Source organism: Bradyrhizobium sp. SUTN9-2 (assembly GCF_003122645.1).
In the GTDB taxonomy this organism is placed as follows: Bacteria; Pseudomonadota; Alphaproteobacteria; order Rhizobiales; family Xanthobacteraceae; genus Bradyrhizobium; species Bradyrhizobium yuanmingense.
The window spans coordinates 1,415,402-1,435,428 of the sequence record NZ_LAXE01000001.1 but is presented as its reverse complement, the minus strand read 5'-3'; the positions used below and the strand labels follow the sequence as shown (position 1 = coordinate 1,435,428).

Here is a 20,027-nt window from a genome sequence, read left to right as displayed (position 1 = left end):
GGTATCCCCACATCGTCATTGCGAGCGCAGCGAAGCAATCCAGACTGCCGTTGCGGAAAGGCTCTGGATTGCTTCGCTGCGCTCGCTATGACGCAAACTGTGGCGCGATCGTAGCCCGCATCAGCTCAGCGATATGCGGGAACAATGCCCCGGATGTCGCTGCGCTCATCCGGGCTACGAGACCTGAGCCGTCCCTCAAAACTCCTTCAGCAGCCGCTCGAGATAATCGAGCTCGATCTGCGGCCGCGAGGGATCGCCGAGACGGCGGCGGAGCTCTTCGAGAATGCGGCGGACACGCTGCGTGTCGATCTCGCCGGGAATCTTGACCGTGTAATCGTCGCCATATTCGCGCCCATGCAGCGGCCGGCCGAGCGGATCGGTCTGGTTGCCGCCGCTCTGCTGCCGGCCGGCACGCTGGCCGGGGCCGTCGCCCTGGCCGTCGCCATCGCCCTGCTGCATCGCCTCGGCCATCTTCTGCGCACCCTTGCGCATGGCGTCGAGTGCCTTGCCCTGCGAGTCCACGGCGCCGTCGGCATTACCCTCGCCGAGCTTTGATCCGGCATCGCCCATGGCACCGTCGGCTGCATCCAGGCTGCCGTCATCGCCCTGGTCGCCATCCTGATCGCCGTTCTGGCCGGGCTGGCCCTGCTCGCCTTGCTGACCCTTCTGGCCCTTCTGTGCCTGCTGGCCCTGCTGACCCTTCTGCCCCTTCTGAGTGAGGCCGCGCTTGGCAAGCTCGTCCTGCAGCTTCTTCAGGCGGTCGCGCAGTCCCTGCTGGTCCTGCTGCAGCTCCGACATGGACTGATCGCCCTGCTGCTGCTTGCCGCGCGAGCGGTCGCGCCGGGAATCCTGGCCCTGCTTGAACGTCTTGTCGCGCAATTGCTGCTGCTTGCGGATCATGTCGCCGAGCTCATTGAGCGCCTGCTCCATCTCGCTCTCGCCGGACTGTCCCGGCTGCGCCATCTGCAGGCCTTCCAGCATCTGCTGGAGCTGGTCGAGCAATTGCTTGGCGGCATCCTTGTCGCCGGAGCGCGACAGGCGCTCCATCCGGTCGATCATGTTCTGCAGATCCTGCTGGCGCAGGACCTTGGTGTTCGGATCGAGCGGCCGCGCCAGCTGCTGCGGGTCATTGTTGTTGCGGAACTGCTCGGCGAGCTGGCGCATGAAATCGTTCAGCGCCTGACGCAGATCCTGCGTGAGCTTCTTGATCTCCTCGTCGCTTGCGCCGCGCTCCAGCGCCTGCTTCAGCGCCTCCTGGGCCGCGCGCAACGCCTTCTCGACGTCGGAGATCTTGCCGTCCTCGATCGTCACCGCAAGCGCCCACAGGCTCGCCACGACCTCGCGCAAGGCATCGTCGGTACGCGCCGCTTCGAGCTGCCGGGCCACGCTGTGCAGGCCGAGATATTGTCCCGGCTCCGGCGTGAACATCTCGGGCGCGATCATCAGCCCGTCGAGCGCGGCATAGACGTCCGAATTCTTGTTGGCGTCGAGCGCGAGGATGCGGCGCTGCTCGATCAATGCACGGGCCAGCGGCTTGGTGAAGAGCCGCTCGGGCAGGCGCATGTTGAACGGCTCGCTGGCGGCCTCGTTGCCGGCCTCGTCCTTGGCCGTGAGCGTCAGCGTGACCTCGGCGCCGGCATAGGGATCCTCGCTGAGATCCTTCACGGATTGCCCGACGCCGTTGCGGGTGCGCGCATTCGGCAGCGCGAGCGGGAATTTCGGCGGCTGGAACAGCGGCCGCGGCGCCGTCCTGCTGTCGCCATCACCGGCGGCGGCCTTCGGACCATCCTTGGGGCCATCCTTGGCACCATCTTTGGCGTCGGTCGGCCGCGGGGCGAATTTCGCCTCGGCGCCGGTGACGCCGTAATCGTCCTCGATCTTGTAGGAGAGCTGGAGCGCGCCGCGCGCCTGGCGCTCCGGGTCCTTCGCGAGCGCGATCGTCGGCGGACGATCCGGCGTGGCGGCGAAGGCCCATTGCGGCTGGCCGGAGGGCGCCCGGACATGCGCGGTGCCGTCGCCGGAAATCGCGAAATGCCTTTCGTTGGTCCCCTTGGGGCTGGCTTCGGCCGGGGCGACCTCCTTGAGGCCGCCGGAGACGGCGACATCCAAATTGCCGCCGGAGGAGCGCACGATCAGCGTCGAGCCGGCGGGAACGGCAAGCGGGCCGCTGGCGGGCAGCGCCGCGGCTTCCTTGTTGGCGGCCGACAGGATGACCGGCGGCCTACCCGTGTAGAGCGGCGGCGTGACCCAGGCATCGACGCGAACATTGGCCGGCGCCAGCACCCCGTTCCAGTCGAAGGCGGCGCCAAGGCGCATCGCACGCTCGTCACCCGCGGCAAAGAAGGTCGCGACCAGCATCACCATGACCAGAGCCCGGAGCGCCCACGGGTCGTGAAGCGCGAGTCGCGGGTGCGGCACACCGGCGCGAATGCGCTTAATGGAGGCAAGCGTCCGCTCGCGCTGCGCCTGCCACAGCGCCTGCGCGACCGGGTCCTGTGAGGTCAGCGTGTCCGTGAGCGTGGTGGCCGGGCGGTGCCGGATGCCGGAGCCACGGTCGAGCCGGGCGAGCGCTTCTTCGCGGCTCGGCCAGCGGAAGCGAATCAGCGGGAACAGGGCGGCCGCCGCGATCGCGGCGAAGAGGGCGAGACCGACGGCCCTGGCCGTGAACGGCAGCGCCAGCCAGAGGCCGGCCCAGGACACCACCAGGAACAGGCCGACGACGGTCAGAAGGCGCGCCGCATTGGGCCAGGCACGCTCCCACGCGATGGCATAAGTTGCCCGATCAAGGGCCTGCGCCAGCTTCAGCCGCGACAGCGCATCGCCGTTGCGGATCGGGTCTGACGGCTCGGGGGGGACGCCGTTCAATCAACTCTCCAGGTTGCCCGGTAGAGCAGAGCCTATCACAACGGCAGCACTGAGGCATCCGTTCCCGTACGGGAGCGCCTCCTTTTCCCGCATAACACGAGGACGTGACTGGCCGGGTGCAACCCCGTAATTTCCGCGCGCCAATCTCGAGGGAAACGAAGGAAACGCCATGGACAAGAAGATGCACGACAAGGGCCTGGAAGTCCGCAAAGCTGTGCTGGGCGAGGCCTATGTCAACAACGCCCTGAAGAACGTCGACGATTTCAACCGCCCGTTCCAGGAGATGCTCAACGAATATTGCTGGGGCACGGTGTGGGGCCGCGAGGAGCTGCCGCGCAAGACCCGCAGCATGCTCAACATCGCCATGATCGCGATCCTCAACCGTCAGCACGAGTTTCGCGCGCACCTGAAGGGCGCGCTGACCAACGGCGTCACCCGCGAGGAGATCCGCGAGATCCTGATGCAGGTCGCGATCTATGGCGGCATGCCCGCCGCGGTCGACAGCTTCCGCATCGCGCGCGAGGTGTTCGCAGAGATCGACGGGAAGGCGTGAGACCCAGCGCCAATCTCAACTGTCGTCCCGGGGCGCGCGAAGCGCGAGCCCGGGACCCATAGCAACAGGACGATGTTGCTACGACGACTCGGAGCGGCGCCTTTGCGGGACGATTCCTCCTTGTTGTGGTTATGGGTCCCGGACCGGCGCGCGCTTTAGGGCGCGCTTGTCCGGGACGACATCGGTGTGCGCGTTTTCAACAACCAAAGGGAAACACCATGGACATCGGATTCATCGGGCTCGGAAACATGGGTTTCCCGATGGCGCGGCGGCTGATCGAGGCGGGGCACAGGCTCGTCGTATTCGACACGCGCAAGGAGGTTATCGGCAAGCTGGTCGCGCGCGGTGCCCTTGCCGCGTCGTCGCCGAAGGACGTCGCTGACCAGGCCGAGACCGTCATGGCGAGTTTGCCTTCGCTGCAGGCTTCACTCGACGTCGCAACGGGAGCGAACGGCGTGATCGAGGGCAGGCGCGCCAAACGCTTCGTCGATCTCTCCACCGTCGGCTCGGCAATGGCTGTGAAGATTCACGGGCTGCTCGCCGAGCGCGGCATCGTGCAGATCGACTGTCCCGTCTCCGGCGGCGTCGGCGGCGCCGAGAAGGGCACGCTTGCCGTGATGGTGTCGGGCCCGAAAGCCGAGTTCGAGCTGCTCAAGCCCGCGCTCGAGGTGATCGGAAAGGTGTTCTTCATCGGCGAGAAGCCGGGCGCGGCGCAGACCATGAAGCTGGCCAACAATTTTCTGTCGGCGACCGCGATCGTGGCGACGTCGGAAGCCGTGGTGATGGGCGTGAAGGCCGGGCTCGATCCCGCCGTGATGATCGACGTCATCAATGCGGGCTCGGGCATGAACACCGCGAGCCGCGACAAGTTTCCGCGCGCGGTGCTGCCGCGCACCTTCGACTTCGGCTTCGCCACGGGATTGATGGTGAAGGACGTCCGGCTGGCACTGGAGGAGATGAAGCAGCTCGGCCTGTCGATGGAGGTCGCCGACGCGGTCGGACGGTTGTGGGAAACGGTGATCAGCGCCGAAGGCGCCGAGTCCGATTTTACCGCGGCGATCAAGCCGATCGAGAAGAAGGCGGGTGTGATCGTAGGTGGAAAAAACTGACGTTCAGCGAAATTGCGCGGTCGTGCTGAATTTATCTGACAGTTCAAGCGGTTTTGCCCGACGACCACGCATCATCGCGAAAGCCCCGGTCTACTGTGCATGGGGTTGTTTTGCAGGTTTTGGTAGCGGCCTCACAGCCACGGCGCCGGCGTGTCCATTGCAATGAGCTGCTCGACCTCGATGCGCGGGCGCACCACGGCGTATTGGTCGCCCTTCACCAGCACCTCGGGCACCAGCGGCCGGGTGTTGTAGGTGCCGGCCTGCACGGCGCCATAGGCACCGGCGGTCATGATGGCGAGGAGATCGCCGGGCGCGGGCGTCGGCAGCGTGCGGTCGAGGGCGAGATAATCGCCGGTCTCGCAGACCGGGCCGACGACATCGGCCTTGATGGTGGCGGCGCCCTTGGCCGGCTGCTTCACCGCCAGGATGTCGTGATGCGCCTCGTACAGTGTCGGGCGGATCAGGTCGTTCATGGCCGCGTCGATGATGACGAAATTCTTGCCGTCGCCGTGCTTCACATAGATCACCTTGGCGACCAGAATGCCGGCATTGCCGACGATCATGCGGCCCGGCTCGAACATCAGCGTGCAGCCGAGATTGTGGCTGACGCGCCTGACCATGGCGGCATAGGCGGCGGGCGCAGGCGGCGCCTCGCGATCCATGTAATAGGGGATGCCGAGACCGCCGCCGAAATCGACGTGGCTGATGTCGTGGCCGTCCGCCCGAAGCGTCTGCACGAATTCGGAGAGGATGCGGAACGCGGTCTCCATGCCGGACAGGTCGGTGATCTGGCTGCCTATATGCACGTCGGTGCCGGTCACCTTGATTCCGGGCAGCTTCGCCGCGCGCGCATAGACCTCGCGGGCATGCACGATCGGGATGCCGAACTTGTTCTCGGACTTGCCGGTGGAGATCTTTGCATGTGTGCCGGCATCGACGTCGGGATTGACGCGGAGCGAGATGCGCGCGGTCTTGCCCATCTCGGTCGCGAGTCGCGACAGCAGCTCGAGCTCCGGCTCGGATTCGACGTTGAGGCAGAGGATGTCGGCGGCGAGCGCCGCGCGCAGCTCTGCCTCGGTCTTGCCGACGCCGGAGAAGACGATCTTGCTGGCGGGAATGCCGGCGGCCAAAGCGCGCTTCAGCTCGCCGCCCGAAACCACGTCGGCGCCGGCGCCGAGCTTGGCCAGCGTCCGCAGCACCGACTGGTTGGAGTTCGCCTTCATGGCGTAGCAGACCAGCACCTTCTCGCCGGCAAAGGCCTCGGTGAAGACGCGGTAATGCCGCTCCAGCGTTGCGGTCGAATAGCAGTAGAACGGCGTGCCGACGGTGGCGGCCAGCTCGGACAGGTTCACCGCCTCGGCGTGCAGCACGCCGTTGCGATAGTCGAAATGGTTCATGGCGCAGGCTCGGTTGTCCCGGCTTATTTCTTGCCGGGAGGTTCGTCCAGGAGCGGGTCGAGAATAAACGATTTCTTCCGGCCCTTGGCCGCCGTGGGCGCAGCATCCGCGCTGGCCGTGGGTTCGAACAGGCTCGGCGCCTTCTGGGCCGCGGTCTCGGGCTCGACGGGTGCGGCGCCGGTGGCTGCGGGGGCGTTGGAGGCGGTCGGCGGCAGATCCAGCGGGCCCTTGCGGCCGCAACCTGCAAGCGCGAGCGCCGTCAGGCTCAAGACAATGATGGCCCACCCCGAGCCGGCCGGGCGAAACTTTGACGTCACGACGAAATCCCCACTACGCGCGGCGCACCATACAGAGATTGGCGCGTTCTGGCGAGAGCCGGATGACCATGAAACATAAGCGAAATTTTGCCCTCAGCCCAATTTTCGCTCTTTTTCCAGCCGCTTCGCCCAGGCCTTGGCCTGGGACGCCACGTTCTTCGGCGCGGTGCCGCCAAAGCTGGTGCGGCTCTTCACCGACGATTCGACCGACAGCACACCGAGCACGTCCTTGGTGATTTTGGGCTCGATCGCCTGCATTTCGTTGAGCGGCAGCTCGTGCAGCGCGACGCCCCCCTCGGCGGCCTTGGCGACGATGCGGCCCGTGACGTGGTGCGCCTCGCGGAACGGCATCCTCAGCGTCCGCACCAGCCAGTCGGCGAGGTCGGTCGCCGTGGCATAGCCCTCGCCCGCGGCCGCCTTCATCTTGGGTTCGTCCGGAACGAGATCACGGACCATGCCGGTCATGGCGCGGATTGCCAGCGACAGCGCGGCAAAACCCTCCATGGCGCCCTGCTTGTCCTCCTGCATGTCCTTTTGATAGGCGAGCGGCAGGCCCTTCATGACGATCAGGAGGCCGTTGAGCGCGCCGATGACGCGGCCGGTCTTGGCGCGCACCAGCTCGGCGGCATCCGGGTTGCGCTTCTGCGGCATGATCGAGGATCCCGTGGTGAACTTGTCGCTGAGCCGGATCATGCCGACCAGCGGCGAGGTCCAGATCACGATCTCCTCGGCAAAGCGCGACATGTGCACGGCGCAGATCGAGGCGGCCGACAGCGTCTCCAGCACGAAATCGCGGTCGGAGACGGCATCGAGCGAGTTCGCCATCGGGCGGTCGAACAGGAGCGCCTTCGCGGTGGCATGGCGGTCGATCGGGAACGAGGTGCCGGCGAGCGCAGCCGCGCCCAGCGGCGATTCGTTCAGGCGCTTGCGGGCGTCCTGGAAGCGGCCGCGGTCGCGCGCCGCCATCTCGACATAAGCCAGCAGGTGATGGCCGAACGTGACGGGCTGCGCCGTTTGCAGATGCGTGAAGCCGGGCATCACGGTTGCGGCGTGCTCCAGCGCGCGGTCCACCAGGGCCTGCTGGAACGCGGCGAGCGCGGCATCGGTCTCGTCGATGACGTCGCGGACGAACAGACGGAAGTCGGTGGCGACCTGGTCGTTGCGCGAACGCGCGGTGTGCAGCCTTCCGGCGGCCGGGCCGATCAGCTCCGACAGGCGGCTCTCGACATTCATATGGATGTCCTCGAGCGCGCGCTTGAATTCGAAGCTGCCCTTGCCGATCTCTGACAGGATTGTGTCTAGACCCTTGCCGATATTTTTCGCATCAGAAGCCGTGATGATGCCCTGATTGGCCAACATCGCGGCGTGGGCCTTGGACGCGGCAATGTCCTGGGCGAAGAGGTGACGATCGACGTCGATGGAGACGTTGATCTCTTCCATGATCTCGTCGGGGCGTTCCGAGAACCGGCCGCCCCACATCTTGTTGCTCATGATCCCCTGCTCACGCCTGATTTGCCGCACGTTTGCTGGCCGCGGCCAGCCGTATTAAGAGGCCCCTGATAGCCATATCTGCGACCGGATGACAAACGATATGCTCGACCAGAAGCCCTCCGCCACGCGCCGCATCCCCTTCGTCATCGCCGCCGTGGCGATCGTCGGGCTGGCCGGCTTCGCCGCGCTGTACGGGCTCGGCCCGAGCCGGGCGCCCTTGGGCGATCCGACCTGTAAGGCGGCGGTGGCGACGGCGCAGAAGATCGCCCCGCTCGCCCATGGCGAGGTGGCGGCGCTGACCATGGCGAGCGCCCCGCTGAAGCTGCCCGACCTCACCTTCGAGGATGCCGAGGGCAAGCCGAAGAAGCTGTCCGACTTCCGCGGCAAGACCCTGCTGGTGAACCTCTGGGCCACCTGGTGCGTGCCCTGCCGCAAGGAGATGCCGGCGCTGGACGAGCTCCAGGGCAAGCTATCGGGCCCGAATTTCGAGGTGGTGGCGATCAACATCGACACCCGCGACCTGGAGAAGCCGAAAACCTTCCTGAAAGAGGCCAACCTGACCCGGCTCGCCTATTTCAGCGACCAGAAAGCCAAGGTGTTCCAGGATCTTAAGGCCGTGGGACGGGCACTGGGCATGCCCACCTCCGTGCTGGTCGACCCTCACGGGTGTGAAATCGCGACGATCGCGGGGCCGGCGGAATGGGCGAGTGAGGACGCGCTCAAGCTGATCCGCGCGGCAACCGGCAAGGCCGCCGCGGCGCTTTAAGGGTTTAGGCCGTCACATTGAGATTGCCGCCGACGCCGGGGGCGACATTGGCAAGCGAGGGCTGGCCGGTGCCGAGCAGCGTCAGGACGGTGGATTTCTCCATATCCGCGTTCTGCTTGGTCAGCGTCGCCGCGATATTCGACTGCAGCGCGCCTTGCTGTGCGGCCAGCATGCTGCTGACCATTGCCATCATGTCCATTACGCGAACCCTCGTACCGGCCGTAACCTAGGCGCGAGAGGTTAACGCGACATGAATTGTCATGGAGCAGTACGGGCAATCGTGTCCCGGACAAGGGGCGGCACGCAAGTGACGCACCGCAGAGCCGGGACCTAGCCTTCAGCGCGCGGCTCCTGGGCCTCGGCTCTGCCGCGCTCCGCGCTGCGTCCGGGGCACAAGACCACCTTACCGCGTCGGCACCGGCTTGGCGCCGCGGTAGTCGTAGAAGCCGCGCTGGGTCTTGCGGCCGAGCCAGCCGGCCTCGACGTATTTGACCAGCAGCGGGCACGGGCGGTACTTGGAGTCGGCTAGCCCCTCGTGCAGCACCTGCATGATGGAGAGGCAGGTGTCGAGCCCGATGAAATCGGCAAGCTCGAGCGGACCCATGGGATGGTGGGCGCCCAGTTTCATCGCCGCGTCGATCGCCTCGACGTTGCCGACGCCTTCATACAGCGTGTAGATCGCCTCGTTGATCATCGGCAGCAGGATGCGGTTGACGATGAAGGCCGGGAAATCCTCGGAGACCGCGACCTGCTTGCCGAGCTTGCCGACGAAGTCCTTGGCGGTCTCGAAGGTGGCGTCGTCGGTGGCGATGCCGCGGATCAGCTCGACCAGTTCCATCAACGGCACTGGATTCATGAAGTGAATGCCGATGAAGCGCTCCGGGCGGTCGGTGGCGGCGGCGAGGCGCGTGATCGAGATCGAGGACGTATCGGAGGCGACGATCGCCTCCGGCTTCAATACGGCGCAGAGCTCGTGGAAGATCTTGCGCTTGACCTCTTCTTTCTCGACCGCGGTCTCGATGACGAGGTCGCAATCGGCGAGATCGTCCAGCTTCTCGGCTAGCTTGATACGCGCAATCGCCTTGGCCCTGTCGTCCTCGGTGACGGCCTTCTTGGAGACCTGGCGCGCCAGATTGCCGTTGATGGTGGCCATGCCCGACTTGAGGCGGTCGGCCGAAACGTCGTTGAGCACCACGTCGAAGCCAGCGAGCGCCGCGACATGCGCGATGCCATTGCCCATCTGACCCGCGCCGATCACGCCGACCTTCTTGATCACTGCCGCCATATTGTCATCCACCGGAACGGCGCGCGGGGGGCGCGCCCTGCCTTTTCCCCTCGAGCCGGGAGGTCCGATTTAATCAGAACCTTGGCTCGAAACCTAGATTGGATCGCCTCCAAGGCGCGCCCAACGCCAAAGAAAACGCCTCAGAAACGCAGCACCGGCCGGAGTTTATACCTCCGGCCGGTGTTTTCGATGCCTTTTACTTGCCGAGCTTGCCGAGTTCGGAGGTCAGCTCCGGAACCGCCTGGTAGAGATCGGCCACCAGGCCGTAATCGGCGACCTGGAAGATCGGCGCGTCCTCGTCCTTGTTGATCGCAACGATCACCTTGGAGTCCTTCATGCCGGCCAGATGCTGGATCGCGCCGGAAATGCCGACCGCGACATAGAGCTCGGGGGCCACCACCTTGCCGGTCTGGCCGACCTGCCAGTCGTTCGGCGCATAGCCGGCGTCGACCGCGGCGCGCGAGGCACCGACACCAGCCCCAAGCTTGTCCGCGAGCGGCTCGATGTACTTGGCAAAGTTCTCGCGGCTCTGCATGGCGCGGCCACCGGAGACGATGATCTTGGCCGAGGTCAGCTCGGGGCGATCGCTCTTGGCGACTTCCTCACCGACGAAAGTCGACAGGCCCGGATCGGCCGCCGCCGCCACGGTCTCGACCGGGGCGCTGCCGCCCTCGCCTGCTGCGGCGAAGGTCGAGGTGCGGACCGTGATGACCTTCTTGGCGTCCTTCGACTTCACCGTCTGGATGGCGTTGCCGGCGTAGATCGGGCGCTCATAGGTATCGGGCGCGACCACCTTGGTGATCTCCGAGACCTGCATGACGTCGAGCAGAGCGGCGATGCGGGGCATCACGTTCTTGAAGCGCGAGGTCGCCGGCGCGACGATGGCGTCATAGCCGGACGCCAGCGACACCACCAGCGCAGCCAGCGGCTCGGCGAGATCGTGCGCGTAGAGGTCGCCATCGGCGAGCAGCACCTTCTTCACGCCAGCGAGCTTGGCAGCGGCATCCGCCGCGGCCTTGGCGTTCTGGCCGGCGACCAGCACCTCGACATCCGCGCCAAGCGCGGCAGCTGCGGTCAGGGCCTTGTTGGTGGCGTCCTTGAGCGACGCATTGTCGTGTTCGGCAATCAGAAGCGTCGTCATCAGAGCACCCCGGCTTCGTTCTTGAGTTTCGACACCAGCTCGGCGACGTCCTTGACCTTGACGCCGGCCTTGCGGCCCGCGGGCTCAGCCGTCTTCAGAACTTCGAGGCGCGCGGCGATGTCGACGCCGTAATCGGCGACCGTCTTCTCCGCGATCGGCTTCTTCTTCGCCTTCATGATGTTGGGCAGCGAGGCGTAGCGCGGCTCGTTGAGGCGGAGATCGGTGGTGATGATCGCCGGTCCCTTCAGCTTCACGGTCTGCAGACCGCCATCGACTTCACGCGTCACCTTGAAGTCGGTACCTTCGACCTCGAGCTTGGAGGCGAAGGTCGCCTGCGACCAGCCGAGCAGCGCGGCCAGCATCTGGCCGGTCTGGTTCGAGTCGTCGTCGATCGCCTGCTTGCCGAGAATGATCAGGCCCGGCTGCTCTTCGTCCGCAACCTTCTTCAGGATCTTGGCGACGGCGAGCGGCTCGACGGTGCCGTCCGCCTTCACCAGGATGCCGCGATCGGCGCCCATGGCAAGACCGGTGCGGATCGTTTCGGACGCCTGCGCAGGTCCAATCGAGACCACCACGACCTCGGTGGCCTTGCCGGCTTCCTTCAGGCGCAGCGCTTCCTCGACAGCGATTTCGTCGAAGGGGTTCATGGACATCTTGACGTTGGCGAGTTCAACGCCCGATCCATCGCCCTTGACGCGGACCTTGACGTTGTAATCGACCACCCGCTTTACCGGCACTAAGACCTTCATCGATCCTCTTTCACTCAATTTGGGAGGGGGGTTATCAACTGGCGCGGAACCTAAAGGCCCGATCTGCCCCGGTCAACGCGCGAACGGGTCTAATTTTGGCCTTCTGAAATGCGGGAGCGCGATGGGTCAGCGGTTCTGGCCGGGAACCCAGAGCACGTCGCCGGCGCCATTGCCGTTCACGACCCGGCTGGCCACGAAGAGAAAGTCGGACAGGCGATTCATATATTGGATGCCAGCCGCGCTGACCGGCTCGCCCGGCTGGGCCGCCAGTTCCACGATCACGCGTTCCGCCCTGCGGCATATCGTGCGCGCCACATGCAGATGGGCCGCGGCCGGCGTGCCGCCGGGAAGCACGAAGGAGGTCAGCGGCGCGAGCTTGTCGTTGAGCATGTCGATGTCGCGCTCGAGCCGCTCGACCTGGCTCGCCACCACCCGCAGCCGCTCGGCCTTGCCTTCCCGCTCCGGCACGGCGAGATCGGCACCAAGATCAAACAGATCGTTCTGGATGCGGCCGAGCATCGCATCGAGCTCGGGCATCTCCGCGGTGTAGAGCCTGACCACGCCGATCGCCGCGTTGGTCTCGTCGACGGTGCCATAGGCCTCGATGCGCAGATCGTATTTCGGACGCCGCTCTCCGGTTCCGAGCGCCGTCGTGCCATCGTCACCGGTCTTCGTGTAGATGCGGTTCAGCACCACCATGATCAGCGTCCCATCGCCCAGACCGCGAGCATCGCGACGATGATCGCCACGAACTGAAGCAGCACGCGCCAACGCATCAGCTTCTGCGAGGTGTTGGGCGAGCCGCCGCGCATCATGTTGATGAGCCCGAGCAGCAGCACCAGCGCCACGGCGCCGGCTGCGGCCGGCAGGATGAAAGTACTCAGAAAAGATGCCATTTGAGGGTAGATAACACCGTGTGTGCCGGTCCGCCATCTCCCCAGCTCGTCATTCCGGGGCGACGCGGCGGGATCGAGCGAAGCGAGACCCGGCGCGTCGAGCCCGGAATCCATCGCGCCACTTGCGCCGCGGCTAGATGGATTCCGGCCTCGCGCTGCGCGCGCCCCGGAATGACAAAGGGGGCTTCGCGAACTGGCTTTTGGGCCAAGAATATCAGATGGTAGCGCGATGATTTTTCGATTTGCGCCCATTGCTTGTTCTCCTGGCCTCTCCCTACGTTCAGAAGGAGACAGCAGCGGCGTAGGTGCCAAGTGAAAGCCATCCGCTACATCTACTGCGTCGCTGAGGACGCGTTCTACACGTTCCTCGCCGATGACGGCTGGGCGATCGCGAGCCACATCGCGCTCTCGACGCTGATGGCGCTGTTCCCATTCCTGATCGTGCTGACCGCGCTCGCCGGCTTCTTCGGCTCCAAGGAACTCGCCGACCAGGCCGCCAGCCTGATGCTCCAGGTCTGGCCCAAGCAGGTCGCCGATTCGATCTCGGGCGAGGTGCATGACGTGCTGACCACCACCCGGACCGGCCTTTTGACCATCGGCGCGGCGCTGTCGGTCTATTTCGCCTCGAACGGCGTCGAGGCGCTCAGGGTGGCGCTCAACCGCGCCTATGCGGTGGTGGAGATGCGAAGCTGGTACTGGCTTCGGCTGGAGTCGATTGCCTATACGATCATTGCGGCCTTCACGGCGCTCGCTATGGCGTTCCTGATCGTGCTCGGTCCGCTCATTATCGAGGCGGCGCGGCGCCACATTCCGCTGTTCGTCGAATCCAACGAGAGCATCCTCACCTGGGTGCGCTACGGCATCTCCATCGGCGCGCTGGTGGTGGCGCTGATCATCCTGCACGCCTGGCTGCCGGCGGGACGGCGCAGCTTCCTGCAGATACTGCCCGGCATCGTCTTCACCATCGTGGCGTCACTGATCTCCAGCATCGTGTTCGGCCAATACCTGGCCCGCTTTGCCAACAACTACGTGACCATGTATGCGGGGCTCGCCTCGGTGATCATCGCGCTGGTGTTTCTGTACTTCATCGCCGCGATCTTCGTTTACGGCGGCGAGCTCAATGCCGCGATCATCAAGTCGCGGCTTCCTCACGGCGTGTCGCTTCAAGCAGCGCAGTCGCTAAAGCCCTCGGAGACACAGGCTTGACCAGGAAGGCGTCGGCCCCGGCTTCGCGCGAGGCGGCCTCGTCCTCGCCGCGGCCGGACACGCCGATGATCGGGATCCGAGCCAGCGGCGTTGTCAGCCTGCGGATCCGCCGGATGGCCTCGATGCCGTCGATGCCCGGCAGCACCATGTCCATCAGCACCGCGTCGAATGCGCCCTGCTCCAGCCGGTTCACGGTGTCCTCGCCGCGCCCGATGAACTCGGCGTGATGGCCGAGCTCGGTCAGGATGGTGTTGAGCACGACGCGGCCGAACGGATTGTCCTCGACGCTGAGAACGCGAAGCGCAGCGGCCGCCTCGGGCTCGCTGCCGTCCTTTGCCTTGCGGGTCTTGCCCCGTCCCGCCAAGTCCAGCGACACCGTCAATGTGAAGGTGGCGCCGCCACCGCGGCGCGGAGCGACGGTGATGTCGCCGCCCATCGCCCGCGCCAATTGCTTGACCGAGGAGAGCCCCAAGCCGGCGCCGCCGAAGCGCGCGGCAATGGTGACATTGGCCTGGGTGAACGGGCGGAAAAGCCGCTTGATCTCGGCCATGGTCAGGCCGATGCCGCTGTCGGACACGGCGAAAGCGACGCCGACCCTGCCCTTTGCTTTGCCTTTGGCGGGACGCCACGGCTCGACGGCGAGGGCCACTCCGCCCTGGTCGGTAAATTTCACGGCGTTGTCGATCAGGTTCTCGAGCGCGGCGCGCAGGCGGACGGAATCACCGACCACGAGCCCTGGGATCTTGTCGGCGATCTCGACCTTGGCCTGGAGACCTTTGGCCGCGGCGCGGCCGGCCAGGGAATCGCCGGCGGTGCGGGCGAGCGCCTTGAGATCGAACAGATCCTGGCGCGGCGTGCTGCCGCCCTTCTCCGTTCTGGCAGCATCCACGAACAGCGTGGCGAGGCTCGCCAGATGCTCGGCGCCGGCCTTGATGGTGTCGGCCCAGCGCCGCTCCCGCTCGCCGAGATCGGAGGTCGCGAGCAGGTCGCTGATCGCGAGAATGCCGGTCAGGGGGGTGCGGACCTCATGGGCAAACGCGGCCAGCGCCGCCTGGACGACATCAGGCGCAGCCGCCTTGGTGCTGCGCTTGCGCAACTGGCCGGCCGCCTTGGGCCGCTTCCGAAGCGGCCGCCGCCTGGACGTCCGGGTGGTGCGCACTGGACGCGTCTTCGCCGCCATGAATCCCCTTCGAAGTACCCTCTTCGAACCCCGCGCTGGCCAAGCATGGCACGGAGGAACGCCCGGAGTCACGGCGACGTTTCGCTAACCCCCAGAGAAACTTAACCTAATCCCACCAGCCGGCGGATCGCGGCAGGCGTGAGGCCGGCCGAACGCAATTCGCGCAGACCGGTCGAGCGGCTCGATTTCGACAGCTTCCGGCCCGCCTCATCCCGAATCAGCCGGTGATGGCGATAGACCGGCTCGGGCAGGCCGAGCAGAACCTGGAGCAAGCGGTGCACCGCCGTGGCGGAAAACAGGTCTTGGCCCCGCACGATCTCGCTGGCGCCCTGGAGCGCGTCGTCGACGACCACCGAGAGATGGTAGCTGGTCGGCGTCTCCTTGCGGGCCAGGATGACATCGCCCCAGGCCTCCGGCCGCGCCGGGATGATGCCGCGCTCGCCGTCCGGCCCCTCGCCGAGTTCGTTCCAGCTCAGGCCGGCGGCGCGGCCGCAGGCGGCCGCCATGTCGAGCCGCAGCGCATAGGGCGCGCCCGAGGCGATCAGCTGCGCGCGCGCGTCAGCCGAGAGCGATTTGGCTTCGCCCGGATAAAGCGGCGCGCCGTCGGGATCACGTGGCCACGGCCCGCCGGCCTCGCGCGCCGCCACCAGCCTTGCGATCTCGGCCCGGCTTTCGAAGGCGGGATAGACGAGACCGAGCGCAGAGAGCTTGTCCAGCGCAGCGCGATAATCGGCGAAATGCTCCGACTGCCGCCGCACCGGCGTCTCCCAGGCAATCCCGAGCCAGGCGAGATCCTCGTAGATCGCCGTCTCGAACTCCGGCCGGCACCGCGTCACGTCGATGTCCTCGATCCGCAGCAACAACCGCCCGCCCGTCTTTCGCGCACGATCGAAGTTGAGCAGCGCGGAATAGGCGTGGCCGAGATGCAGGAAGCCGTTCGGGCTCGGGGCGAATCGGAAAACGGGTGGTGCCATCACATGAATCTCGTCATGGCCGGGCTTGTCCCGGCCATCCACGTTCTTCGGTACCACAGACCGATGGTGTCAACGTCACGAACAAACACCACGACCACCGCTCATGCTACACAGTGCCTCGCGGTGAGAAAGACGTGGATGGCCGGACAAGCCCGCCATGACGCTGGAGAGAACCCGCCCGCCATGACCATCCACCTCGAAACCCAGTCCGATCTCGAAGAGGCCGTCCACGCGCTGATCAAGCGCGATCCGCGGCTCAAGCCCGTGCTCGAGATCGCGGGCATGCCGGCGTTGCGGCGGCGCGAGCCCGGGTTTACGGGGCTCGCGCACATCGTCTGCGGGCAGCAGCTTTCCACCGCGAGCGCCGCGGCGATCTGGGGGCGGCTGTCGGCCGCATTCGATCCGCTCGACCATGACGCCGTGCGCCGCGCCCGCGCCGACCGGCTGGGGCGGCTCGGCCTCTCCGCCGCCAAGATCAAGACGCTCAAGCATCTCGCCCGCGAGATCGCCGCGCAGCGGCTGAACCTCGACGTGCTCGCGGAGGAGGATGCCGACGCGGCGCATCACACCCTGATCGCGCTGCCGGGCATCGGCCCCTGGACGGCCGACCTCTACTTGCTGTTCTGCCTCGGCCACGGCGATGCCTGGCCGGCCGGCGACCTCGCCGTGCAGGAAGGCATCCGTATCGGCCTCGGCCTCAAGGCGCGGCCGACGGAGAAGCAGATGGCGCCGATTGCCGAGCCCTGGCGTCCGCTGCGCGGTGCGGCGGCGCATCTGTGGTGGAGCTATTACCGCGCGGTGAAGAAGCGCGAGGGCGTGCTCGCGGAATCGGGCTAACCCCGCAGCCGCGCGCGGTCGGTCCGGGCGCATTCGGCGACGAATTCGATTACGGCGCGCACCGCCGGCAGCTCGACGAGGTCGGGATGGGCCAGCAGCCAGAGATCCGCAACGCTGGCGAGCTTCTGCGGGGCGACGCGCACGAGATCGGAATAGGCTTCGGCGACGAAGCACGACAGCGCGGAGATTCCGATGCCGGCGCGGACCGCCGCCAGCATGTCCCCCTGGGACGAGCAGCGCATCGCCACCCTTGCCTGCCGCGTGACGACGTCGCTCCAGCGCGCAAGCTGCGCATTGGACGTCTGGTCGGCGAAGCCGATGACGCTGTGCTCCTTCCAATCGCCGCGCCTTTCGGGCAGGGACCGCCCGGCGGCATAATCGCGCGAGGCATAGAAGCCGGTGCCGAGACGGCCGATCTTGCGGCCGACCAGGTTCTCCTCCCCGGTATCGAAGGGCCGCAGCACCACGTCCGCCTCACGCCGGCGCACGCTCGCCGGAAATGGATGGGTGATGATCTCGAGCTGGATATGATCGTGCGCGCGCAGGAAGGCTGGCAAGCGCGGCATCAGCCAGTGCGAGGCCAGCGTCGCGCCGATCGACAGCTTGACGATGCCGCGCGCCTTGTGTCCACCCGCCGCCACTGCGGTCTCGGCCCGCAGCGCTGCGGCCGCCATGGCCTCGGCGTGCTCGCGCAAGGTCCGTCCATCCGCGGTCAGCGCCAGGCCGTCGGCGGCGCGCGCCACCAATCTGGTGCCGAGCTGGGCTTCCAGCGCCGCGATCTTGCGGCTGACGGTGGGATGGCTGGTGTGCAGGCGGCGGGCGGCGGCGGTGAAGCTGCCGGTATCGGCGACCGCGACGAAGGTCTTGCAAAGGTCCCAATCCATCGGCGCCCTGTTCATACCTGAATGATCGTCCGTTCATTATTGAACGGCCCGGGCGGCGCCGTCCAACCTTATAATGGGATCAAATCCGCGGCCACGGGCGGCCCATCCGCCCGCGCGACAATCAAAACGGAAACGCCTCGTGATCCGCCCGCCGGCGGGGCCGCGTTTCGGGAGGACATGATGGCACTGCCCAATCTCTTGAAGGATTCGCTCGAGCTGCCCGTGGTCGGCTCGCCGCTGTTCATCGTCTCCGGCCCGGAACTGGTGATCGCCCAGTGCAAGGCGGGCGTCGTCGGCTCCTTTCCCGCGCTCAATGCTCGTCCGGTCGAGAAGCTCGGCGAATGGCTGAGCCGGATCGAAGACGAGCTCGGCGAGTACAAATCGCGCAATCCCGGCAAGAAGGTCGCGCCCTACGCCGTCAACCAGATCTGCCATGCCTCCAACGACCGGCTGATGAAGGACATGGAAACCTGCGTCAAGCACAAGGCGCCGATCATCATCACCTCGCTGCGGCCGCCGGCGGAGATCGTCGAGGCCGCGCATTCCTATGGTGGGCTGGTGTTCCACGACGTCATCAACGTCAAGCACGCGCGCAAAGCGGCCGAACAGGGCGTCGACGGCCTGATCCTGGTCTGCGCCGGTGCGGGCGGACACGCCGGCACGCTGTCGCCCTTTGCGCTGGTGCGCGAGGTCAAGCAATGGTTTGACGGCGCCGTCCTGCTGTCGGGCGCGATCAGCGACGGCTATGGCATCGCTTCGGCGCTAACGCTGGGCGCCGACCTCGCCTATATAGGCACGCGCTTCATCGCGACGCAGGAAGCCAATGCCGACCAAGCCTACAAATCGGCGCTGACGCAGCACGCCGCGCACGACATCGTCTACACCAACCTGTTCACCGGCGTGCACGGCAATTATCTCGGCCCGTCGATCGCTGCCGCCGGCCTCGATCCGGACAACCTCCCCGCCGCCGACAAATCGAAGATGAATTTCGGCTCCGGCGGCAACATGAAATCCAAGGCGTGGCGCGACATCTGGGGATCGGGCCAGGGCATCGGCCAGATCACCGATGCCCCGCCCGTTGCGGAGCTCGTCGACCGCATGAAGCGTGAATTCGATCAGGCGAGGCAGGATTTCCTGATGCGCGTCAGCGCCTGACGTCTCCAACTGACAAGACAAACGGGAGGATATCATGAAGCTGGCAGCCGCACTGATCGGTCTGTCCCTGTTGGCGCTCGCCACGGACAGCACCCACGCCGAAGGCACGGAGATCCGGATCGGACAGACCCTGCCCTATAGCGGCCCGGCCTCCGGCTTCGGCGCGATCGGCCGCACGCAGGAGGCGTTCTTCGAGAAGATCAATGCCGAAGGCGGCATCAACGGCCGCAAGGTCAAGTTCATCACGCTGGACGATGCCTACTCGCCGCCGAAGACGGTCGAGCAGACCCGCAAGCTGGTGGAGCAGGACGAAGTGCTGATGCTGTTCGGCTCGCTCGGCACCGCCACCAACAGCGCCGTGCATCGCTACCTCAACGGCAAGAAGGTGCCGCAGCTGTTCGTGCTTTCCGGCGCGACCAAATGGGCCGATCCGCAGAAATATCCATGGACCATGCCCGGCATGGCCGCCTATGAATCCGAAGGCGTGGTCTATGCCAAGCACGTGCTGCGCACCAAGCCGGGCGCCAAGATCGCCATCCTCTCCCAGAACGACGATTTCGGCCGCGACTACGTCGCCGGCTTCAAGCGCGCGCTCGGCGACAAGGCTGCCGGCATGATTGTTGCGGAAGCGACCTACGAGACCAGCGCGCCGACGATCAGCTCGCAGCTCTCGACCCTGAAGGCATCGGGCGCCGACGTGCTGTTCGGCGTCGTGCTCGGCAAGTTCACCTCGCAGATGATCAAGGGCGTCGCCGAGCTCGGCTGGAAGCCCGAGCTGTTCTTCGTGCCGACCTCGGCCTCGTCGATCTCGTTCCTGGAGCCGGCCGGGCTCGACAACGCCGTCGGCCTGATCTCGTCGAGCAACCAGAAGGACACGATGGACCCGCAATGGGTCAGCGATCCCGGCGTGAAGGAGTATTTCGCCTTCATGAAGCAGTACATGCCGAACGCGGATCTCTCCAACTCCAACTATGCGGCCGGCTACCATTACGCGACGCTGCTGATGACGGTGCTGAAGGCGTGCAAGGACGATTTCAGCCGCGACAACATCATGCGCCAGTCCGCCTCGCTGAAAGAGGTGAAGCTGCCGCTGCTGCTGCCCGGCATATCCGTCAGCACCGCCGCCGACGACTATCTGCCGTTCCAGCAGCTGCAGCTGCGGCGCTTCAACGGCAAGAGCTGGGTCGGCTTCGGCGACGTGCTGGACGATCGCTGACTCCAA

At 66.2% G+C, this 20,027-nt stretch carries 20 protein-coding genes; 7 read left to right on the top strand and 13 right to left on the bottom strand.

Going from position 1 to position 20,027, the window contains the following annotated elements; translation table 11 throughout:
* Positions 1-195: 195 nt before the first annotated feature.
* On the bottom strand, positions 196-2,865 hold the full coding sequence (locus XF30_RS06760) for a TIGR02302 family protein (RefSeq protein ID WP_109142249.1): 2,670 nt from the start codon (positions 2,863-2,865) through the stop codon (positions 196-198).
* A gap of 169 nt (positions 2,866-3,034) precedes the next feature.
* Between XF30_RS06760 and XF30_RS06755 the strand changes: the two genes are divergently transcribed.
* Together XF30_RS06755 and XF30_RS06750 are read left to right on the top strand one after the other, a co-directional pair.
* Positions 3,035-3,418 (top strand): carboxymuconolactone decarboxylase family protein, encoded by a 384-nt coding sequence (locus tag XF30_RS06755; protein ID WP_028134137.1) that lies wholly within the window; start codon positions 3,035-3,037, stop codon positions 3,416-3,418.
* A 218-nt stretch (positions 3,419-3,636) separates the two neighbouring features.
* The gene (locus tag XF30_RS06750; RefSeq protein WP_109142248.1) at positions 3,637-4,527 is read left to right on the top strand and encodes an NAD(P)-dependent oxidoreductase; all 891 of its coding nucleotides are present in this window, start codon (positions 3,637-3,639) and stop codon (positions 4,525-4,527) included.
* 131 nt (positions 4,528-4,658) lie between these two features.
* Here the strand turns inward: XF30_RS06750 and lysA are convergent, their stop codons facing one another.
* From lysA to argH, 3 genes are all read right to left on the bottom strand, one after another.
* The gene (lysA, locus tag XF30_RS06745) at positions 4,659-5,924 is read right to left on the bottom strand and encodes a diaminopimelate decarboxylase (protein ID WP_035996848.1); all 1,266 of its coding nucleotides are present in this window, start codon (positions 5,922-5,924) and stop codon (positions 4,659-4,661) included.
* A gap of 23 nt (positions 5,925-5,947) precedes the next feature.
* A complete protein-coding gene (gene lptM, locus XF30_RS06740; protein WP_109142247.1) occupies positions 5,948-6,241 on the bottom strand; it encodes an LPS translocon maturation chaperone LptM in 294 nt (97 codons plus the stop codon).
* Between the two features lie 93 nt (positions 6,242-6,334).
* Positions 6,335-7,732 (bottom strand): argininosuccinate lyase, encoded by a 1,398-nt coding sequence (argH, locus tag XF30_RS06735; protein WP_109142246.1) that lies wholly within the window; start codon positions 7,730-7,732, stop codon positions 6,335-6,337.
* 100 nt (positions 7,733-7,832) lie between these two features.
* On the opposite strand from argH, the gene tlpA reads away from it, so the two are divergent.
* Positions 7,833-8,498 (top strand): thiol:disulfide interchange protein TlpA, encoded by a 666-nt coding sequence (tlpA, locus tag XF30_RS06730; protein ID WP_109145602.1) that lies wholly within the window; start codon positions 7,833-7,835, stop codon positions 8,496-8,498.
* Between the two features lie 4 nt (positions 8,499-8,502).
* Here tlpA and XF30_RS06725 read toward each other — a convergent pair whose 3' ends face one another.
* The 6 genes from XF30_RS06725 to XF30_RS06700 all read right to left on the bottom strand — a co-directional run bounded on the left by XF30_RS06725 (position 8,503) and on the right by XF30_RS06700 (position 12,569).
* Positions 8,503-8,697, bottom strand: a complete 195-nt coding sequence (locus XF30_RS06725) for a glutathione S-transferase family protein (protein ID WP_036020754.1) — start codon at positions 8,695-8,697, stop codon at positions 8,503-8,505.
* A gap of 204 nt (positions 8,698-8,901) precedes the next feature.
* Positions 8,902-9,783 (bottom strand): 3-hydroxybutyryl-CoA dehydrogenase, encoded by an 882-nt coding sequence (locus XF30_RS06720; RefSeq protein ID WP_035996839.1) that lies wholly within the window; start codon positions 9,781-9,783, stop codon positions 8,902-8,904.
* A gap of 196 nt (positions 9,784-9,979) precedes the next feature.
* Positions 9,980-10,924, bottom strand: coding sequence for an electron transfer flavoprotein subunit alpha/FixB family protein (locus XF30_RS06715; RefSeq protein ID WP_109142245.1), 945 nt, complete (start codon positions 10,922-10,924; stop codon positions 9,980-9,982).
* Positions 10,924-11,673, bottom strand: a complete 750-nt coding sequence (locus tag XF30_RS06710; protein ID WP_109142244.1) for an electron transfer flavoprotein subunit beta/FixA family protein — start codon at positions 11,671-11,673, stop codon at positions 10,924-10,926. Before XF30_RS06710 ends, XF30_RS06715 begins: the two co-directional genes overlap by 1 nt.
* Before the next feature lie 126 nt (positions 11,674-11,799).
* Complete coding sequence (locus tag XF30_RS06705; protein ID WP_035996833.1) at positions 11,800-12,372, bottom strand: cob(I)yrinic acid a,c-diamide adenosyltransferase; 573 nt, start codon at positions 12,370-12,372, stop codon at positions 11,800-11,802.
* A 2-nt stretch (positions 12,373-12,374) separates the two neighbouring features.
* The gene (locus XF30_RS06700; RefSeq protein ID WP_036020744.1) at positions 12,375-12,569 is read right to left on the bottom strand and encodes a twin transmembrane helix small protein; all 195 of its coding nucleotides are present in this window, start codon (positions 12,567-12,569) and stop codon (positions 12,375-12,377) included.
* A 312-nt stretch (positions 12,570-12,881) separates the two neighbouring features.
* Here XF30_RS06700 and XF30_RS06695 point away from each other — a divergent pair, with 312 nt between their 5' ends.
* Positions 12,882-13,775, top strand: coding sequence for a YihY/virulence factor BrkB family protein (locus tag XF30_RS06695; RefSeq protein ID WP_109142243.1), 894 nt, complete (start codon positions 12,882-12,884; stop codon positions 13,773-13,775).
* Here the strand turns inward: XF30_RS06695 and XF30_RS06690 are convergent.
* Positions 13,702-14,955: an ATP-binding protein gene (locus XF30_RS06690; protein ID WP_109142242.1), complete on the bottom strand. Its 1,254-nt coding sequence runs from the start codon at positions 14,953-14,955 to the stop codon at positions 13,702-13,704. The genes XF30_RS06695 and XF30_RS06690 overlap by 74 nt on opposite strands.
* Positions 14,956-15,056: 101 nt before the next feature.
* A complete protein-coding gene (gene gluQRS / locus XF30_RS06685) occupies positions 15,057-15,929 on the bottom strand; it encodes a tRNA glutamyl-Q(34) synthetase GluQRS (RefSeq protein ID WP_109145601.1) in 873 nt (290 codons plus the stop codon).
* A gap of 183 nt (positions 15,930-16,112) precedes the next feature.
* Between gluQRS and XF30_RS06680 the strand changes: the two genes are divergently transcribed.
* Positions 16,113-16,766 (top strand): DNA-3-methyladenine glycosylase family protein, encoded by a 654-nt coding sequence (locus XF30_RS06680; RefSeq protein ID WP_057028386.1) that lies wholly within the window; start codon positions 16,113-16,115, stop codon positions 16,764-16,766.
* On the opposite strand, the gene XF30_RS06675 is transcribed toward XF30_RS06680, so the two are convergent.
* The gene (locus XF30_RS06675) at positions 16,763-17,650 is read right to left on the bottom strand and encodes a LysR family transcriptional regulator (RefSeq protein WP_035996816.1); all 888 of its coding nucleotides are present in this window, start codon (positions 17,648-17,650) and stop codon (positions 16,763-16,765) included. The two genes, XF30_RS06680 and XF30_RS06675, sit on opposite strands and share 4 nt — an antisense overlap.
* A gap of 180 nt (positions 17,651-17,830) precedes the next feature.
* On the opposite strand from XF30_RS06675, the gene XF30_RS06670 reads away from it, so the two are divergent.
* Both XF30_RS06670 and XF30_RS06665 read left to right on the top strand, forming a co-directional pair.
* The gene (locus XF30_RS06670; protein ID WP_109145600.1) at positions 17,831-18,805 is read left to right on the top strand and encodes an NAD(P)H-dependent flavin oxidoreductase; all 975 of its coding nucleotides are present in this window, start codon (positions 17,831-17,833) and stop codon (positions 18,803-18,805) included.
* Positions 18,806-18,839: 34 nt separating this feature from the next.
* Positions 18,840-20,021: an ABC transporter substrate-binding protein gene (locus XF30_RS06665; RefSeq protein ID WP_109142241.1), complete on the top strand. Its 1,182-nt coding sequence runs from the start codon at positions 18,840-18,842 to the stop codon at positions 20,019-20,021.
* The last annotated feature ends 6 nt before the right edge of the window (positions 20,022-20,027 follow it).

Coding starts and splice junctions, on each gene's coding strand:
- XF30_RS06675 (WP_035996816.1), bottom strand. CDS start 17,650: ATGGATTGGGACCTTTGCAAGACCTTCGTCGCGGTCGCCGATACCGGC.
- tlpA (WP_109145602.1), top strand. CDS start 7,833: ATGCTCGACCAGAAGCCCTCCGCCACGCGCCGCATCCCCTTCGTCATC.
- XF30_RS06665 (WP_109142241.1), top strand. CDS start 18,840: ATGAAGCTGGCAGCCGCACTGATCGGTCTGTCCCTGTTGGCGCTCGCC.
- XF30_RS06720 (WP_035996839.1), bottom strand. CDS start 9,783: ATGGCGGCAGTGATCAAGAAGGTCGGCGTGATCGGCGCGGGTCAGATG.
- XF30_RS06690 (WP_109142242.1), bottom strand. CDS start 14,955: ATGGCGGCGAAGACGCGTCCAGTGCGCACCACCCGGACGTCCAGGCGG.
- XF30_RS06670 (WP_109145600.1), top strand. CDS start 17,831: ATGGCACTGCCCAATCTCTTGAAGGATTCGCTCGAGCTGCCCGTGGTC.
- XF30_RS06750 (WP_109142248.1), top strand. CDS start 3,637: ATGGACATCGGATTCATCGGGCTCGGAAACATGGGTTTCCCGATGGCG.
- gluQRS (WP_109145601.1), bottom strand. CDS start 15,929: ATGGCACCACCCGTTTTCCGATTCGCCCCGAGCCCGAACGGCTTCCTG.
- XF30_RS06715 (WP_109142245.1), bottom strand. CDS start 10,924: ATGACGACGCTTCTGATTGCCGAACACGACAATGCGTCGCTCAAGGAC.
- XF30_RS06680 (WP_057028386.1), top strand. CDS start 16,113: ATGACCATCCACCTCGAAACCCAGTCCGATCTCGAAGAGGCCGTCCAC.
- XF30_RS06710 (WP_109142244.1), bottom strand. CDS start 11,673: ATGAAGGTCTTAGTGCCGGTAAAGCGGGTGGTCGATTACAACGTCAAG.
- XF30_RS06705 (WP_035996833.1), bottom strand. CDS start 12,372: ATGGTGGTGCTGAACCGCATCTACACGAAGACCGGTGACGATGGCACG.
- XF30_RS06700 (WP_036020744.1), bottom strand. CDS start 12,569: ATGGCATCTTTTCTGAGTACTTTCATCCTGCCGGCCGCAGCCGGCGCC.
- lysA (WP_035996848.1), bottom strand. CDS start 5,924: ATGAACCATTTCGACTATCGCAACGGCGTGCTGCACGCCGAGGCGGTG.
- XF30_RS06755 (WP_028134137.1), top strand. CDS start 3,035: ATGGACAAGAAGATGCACGACAAGGGCCTGGAAGTCCGCAAAGCTGTG.
- XF30_RS06725 (WP_036020754.1), bottom strand. CDS start 8,697: ATGGACATGATGGCAATGGTCAGCAGCATGCTGGCCGCACAGCAAGGC.
- argH (WP_109142246.1), bottom strand. CDS start 7,732: ATGAGCAACAAGATGTGGGGCGGCCGGTTCTCGGAACGCCCCGACGAG.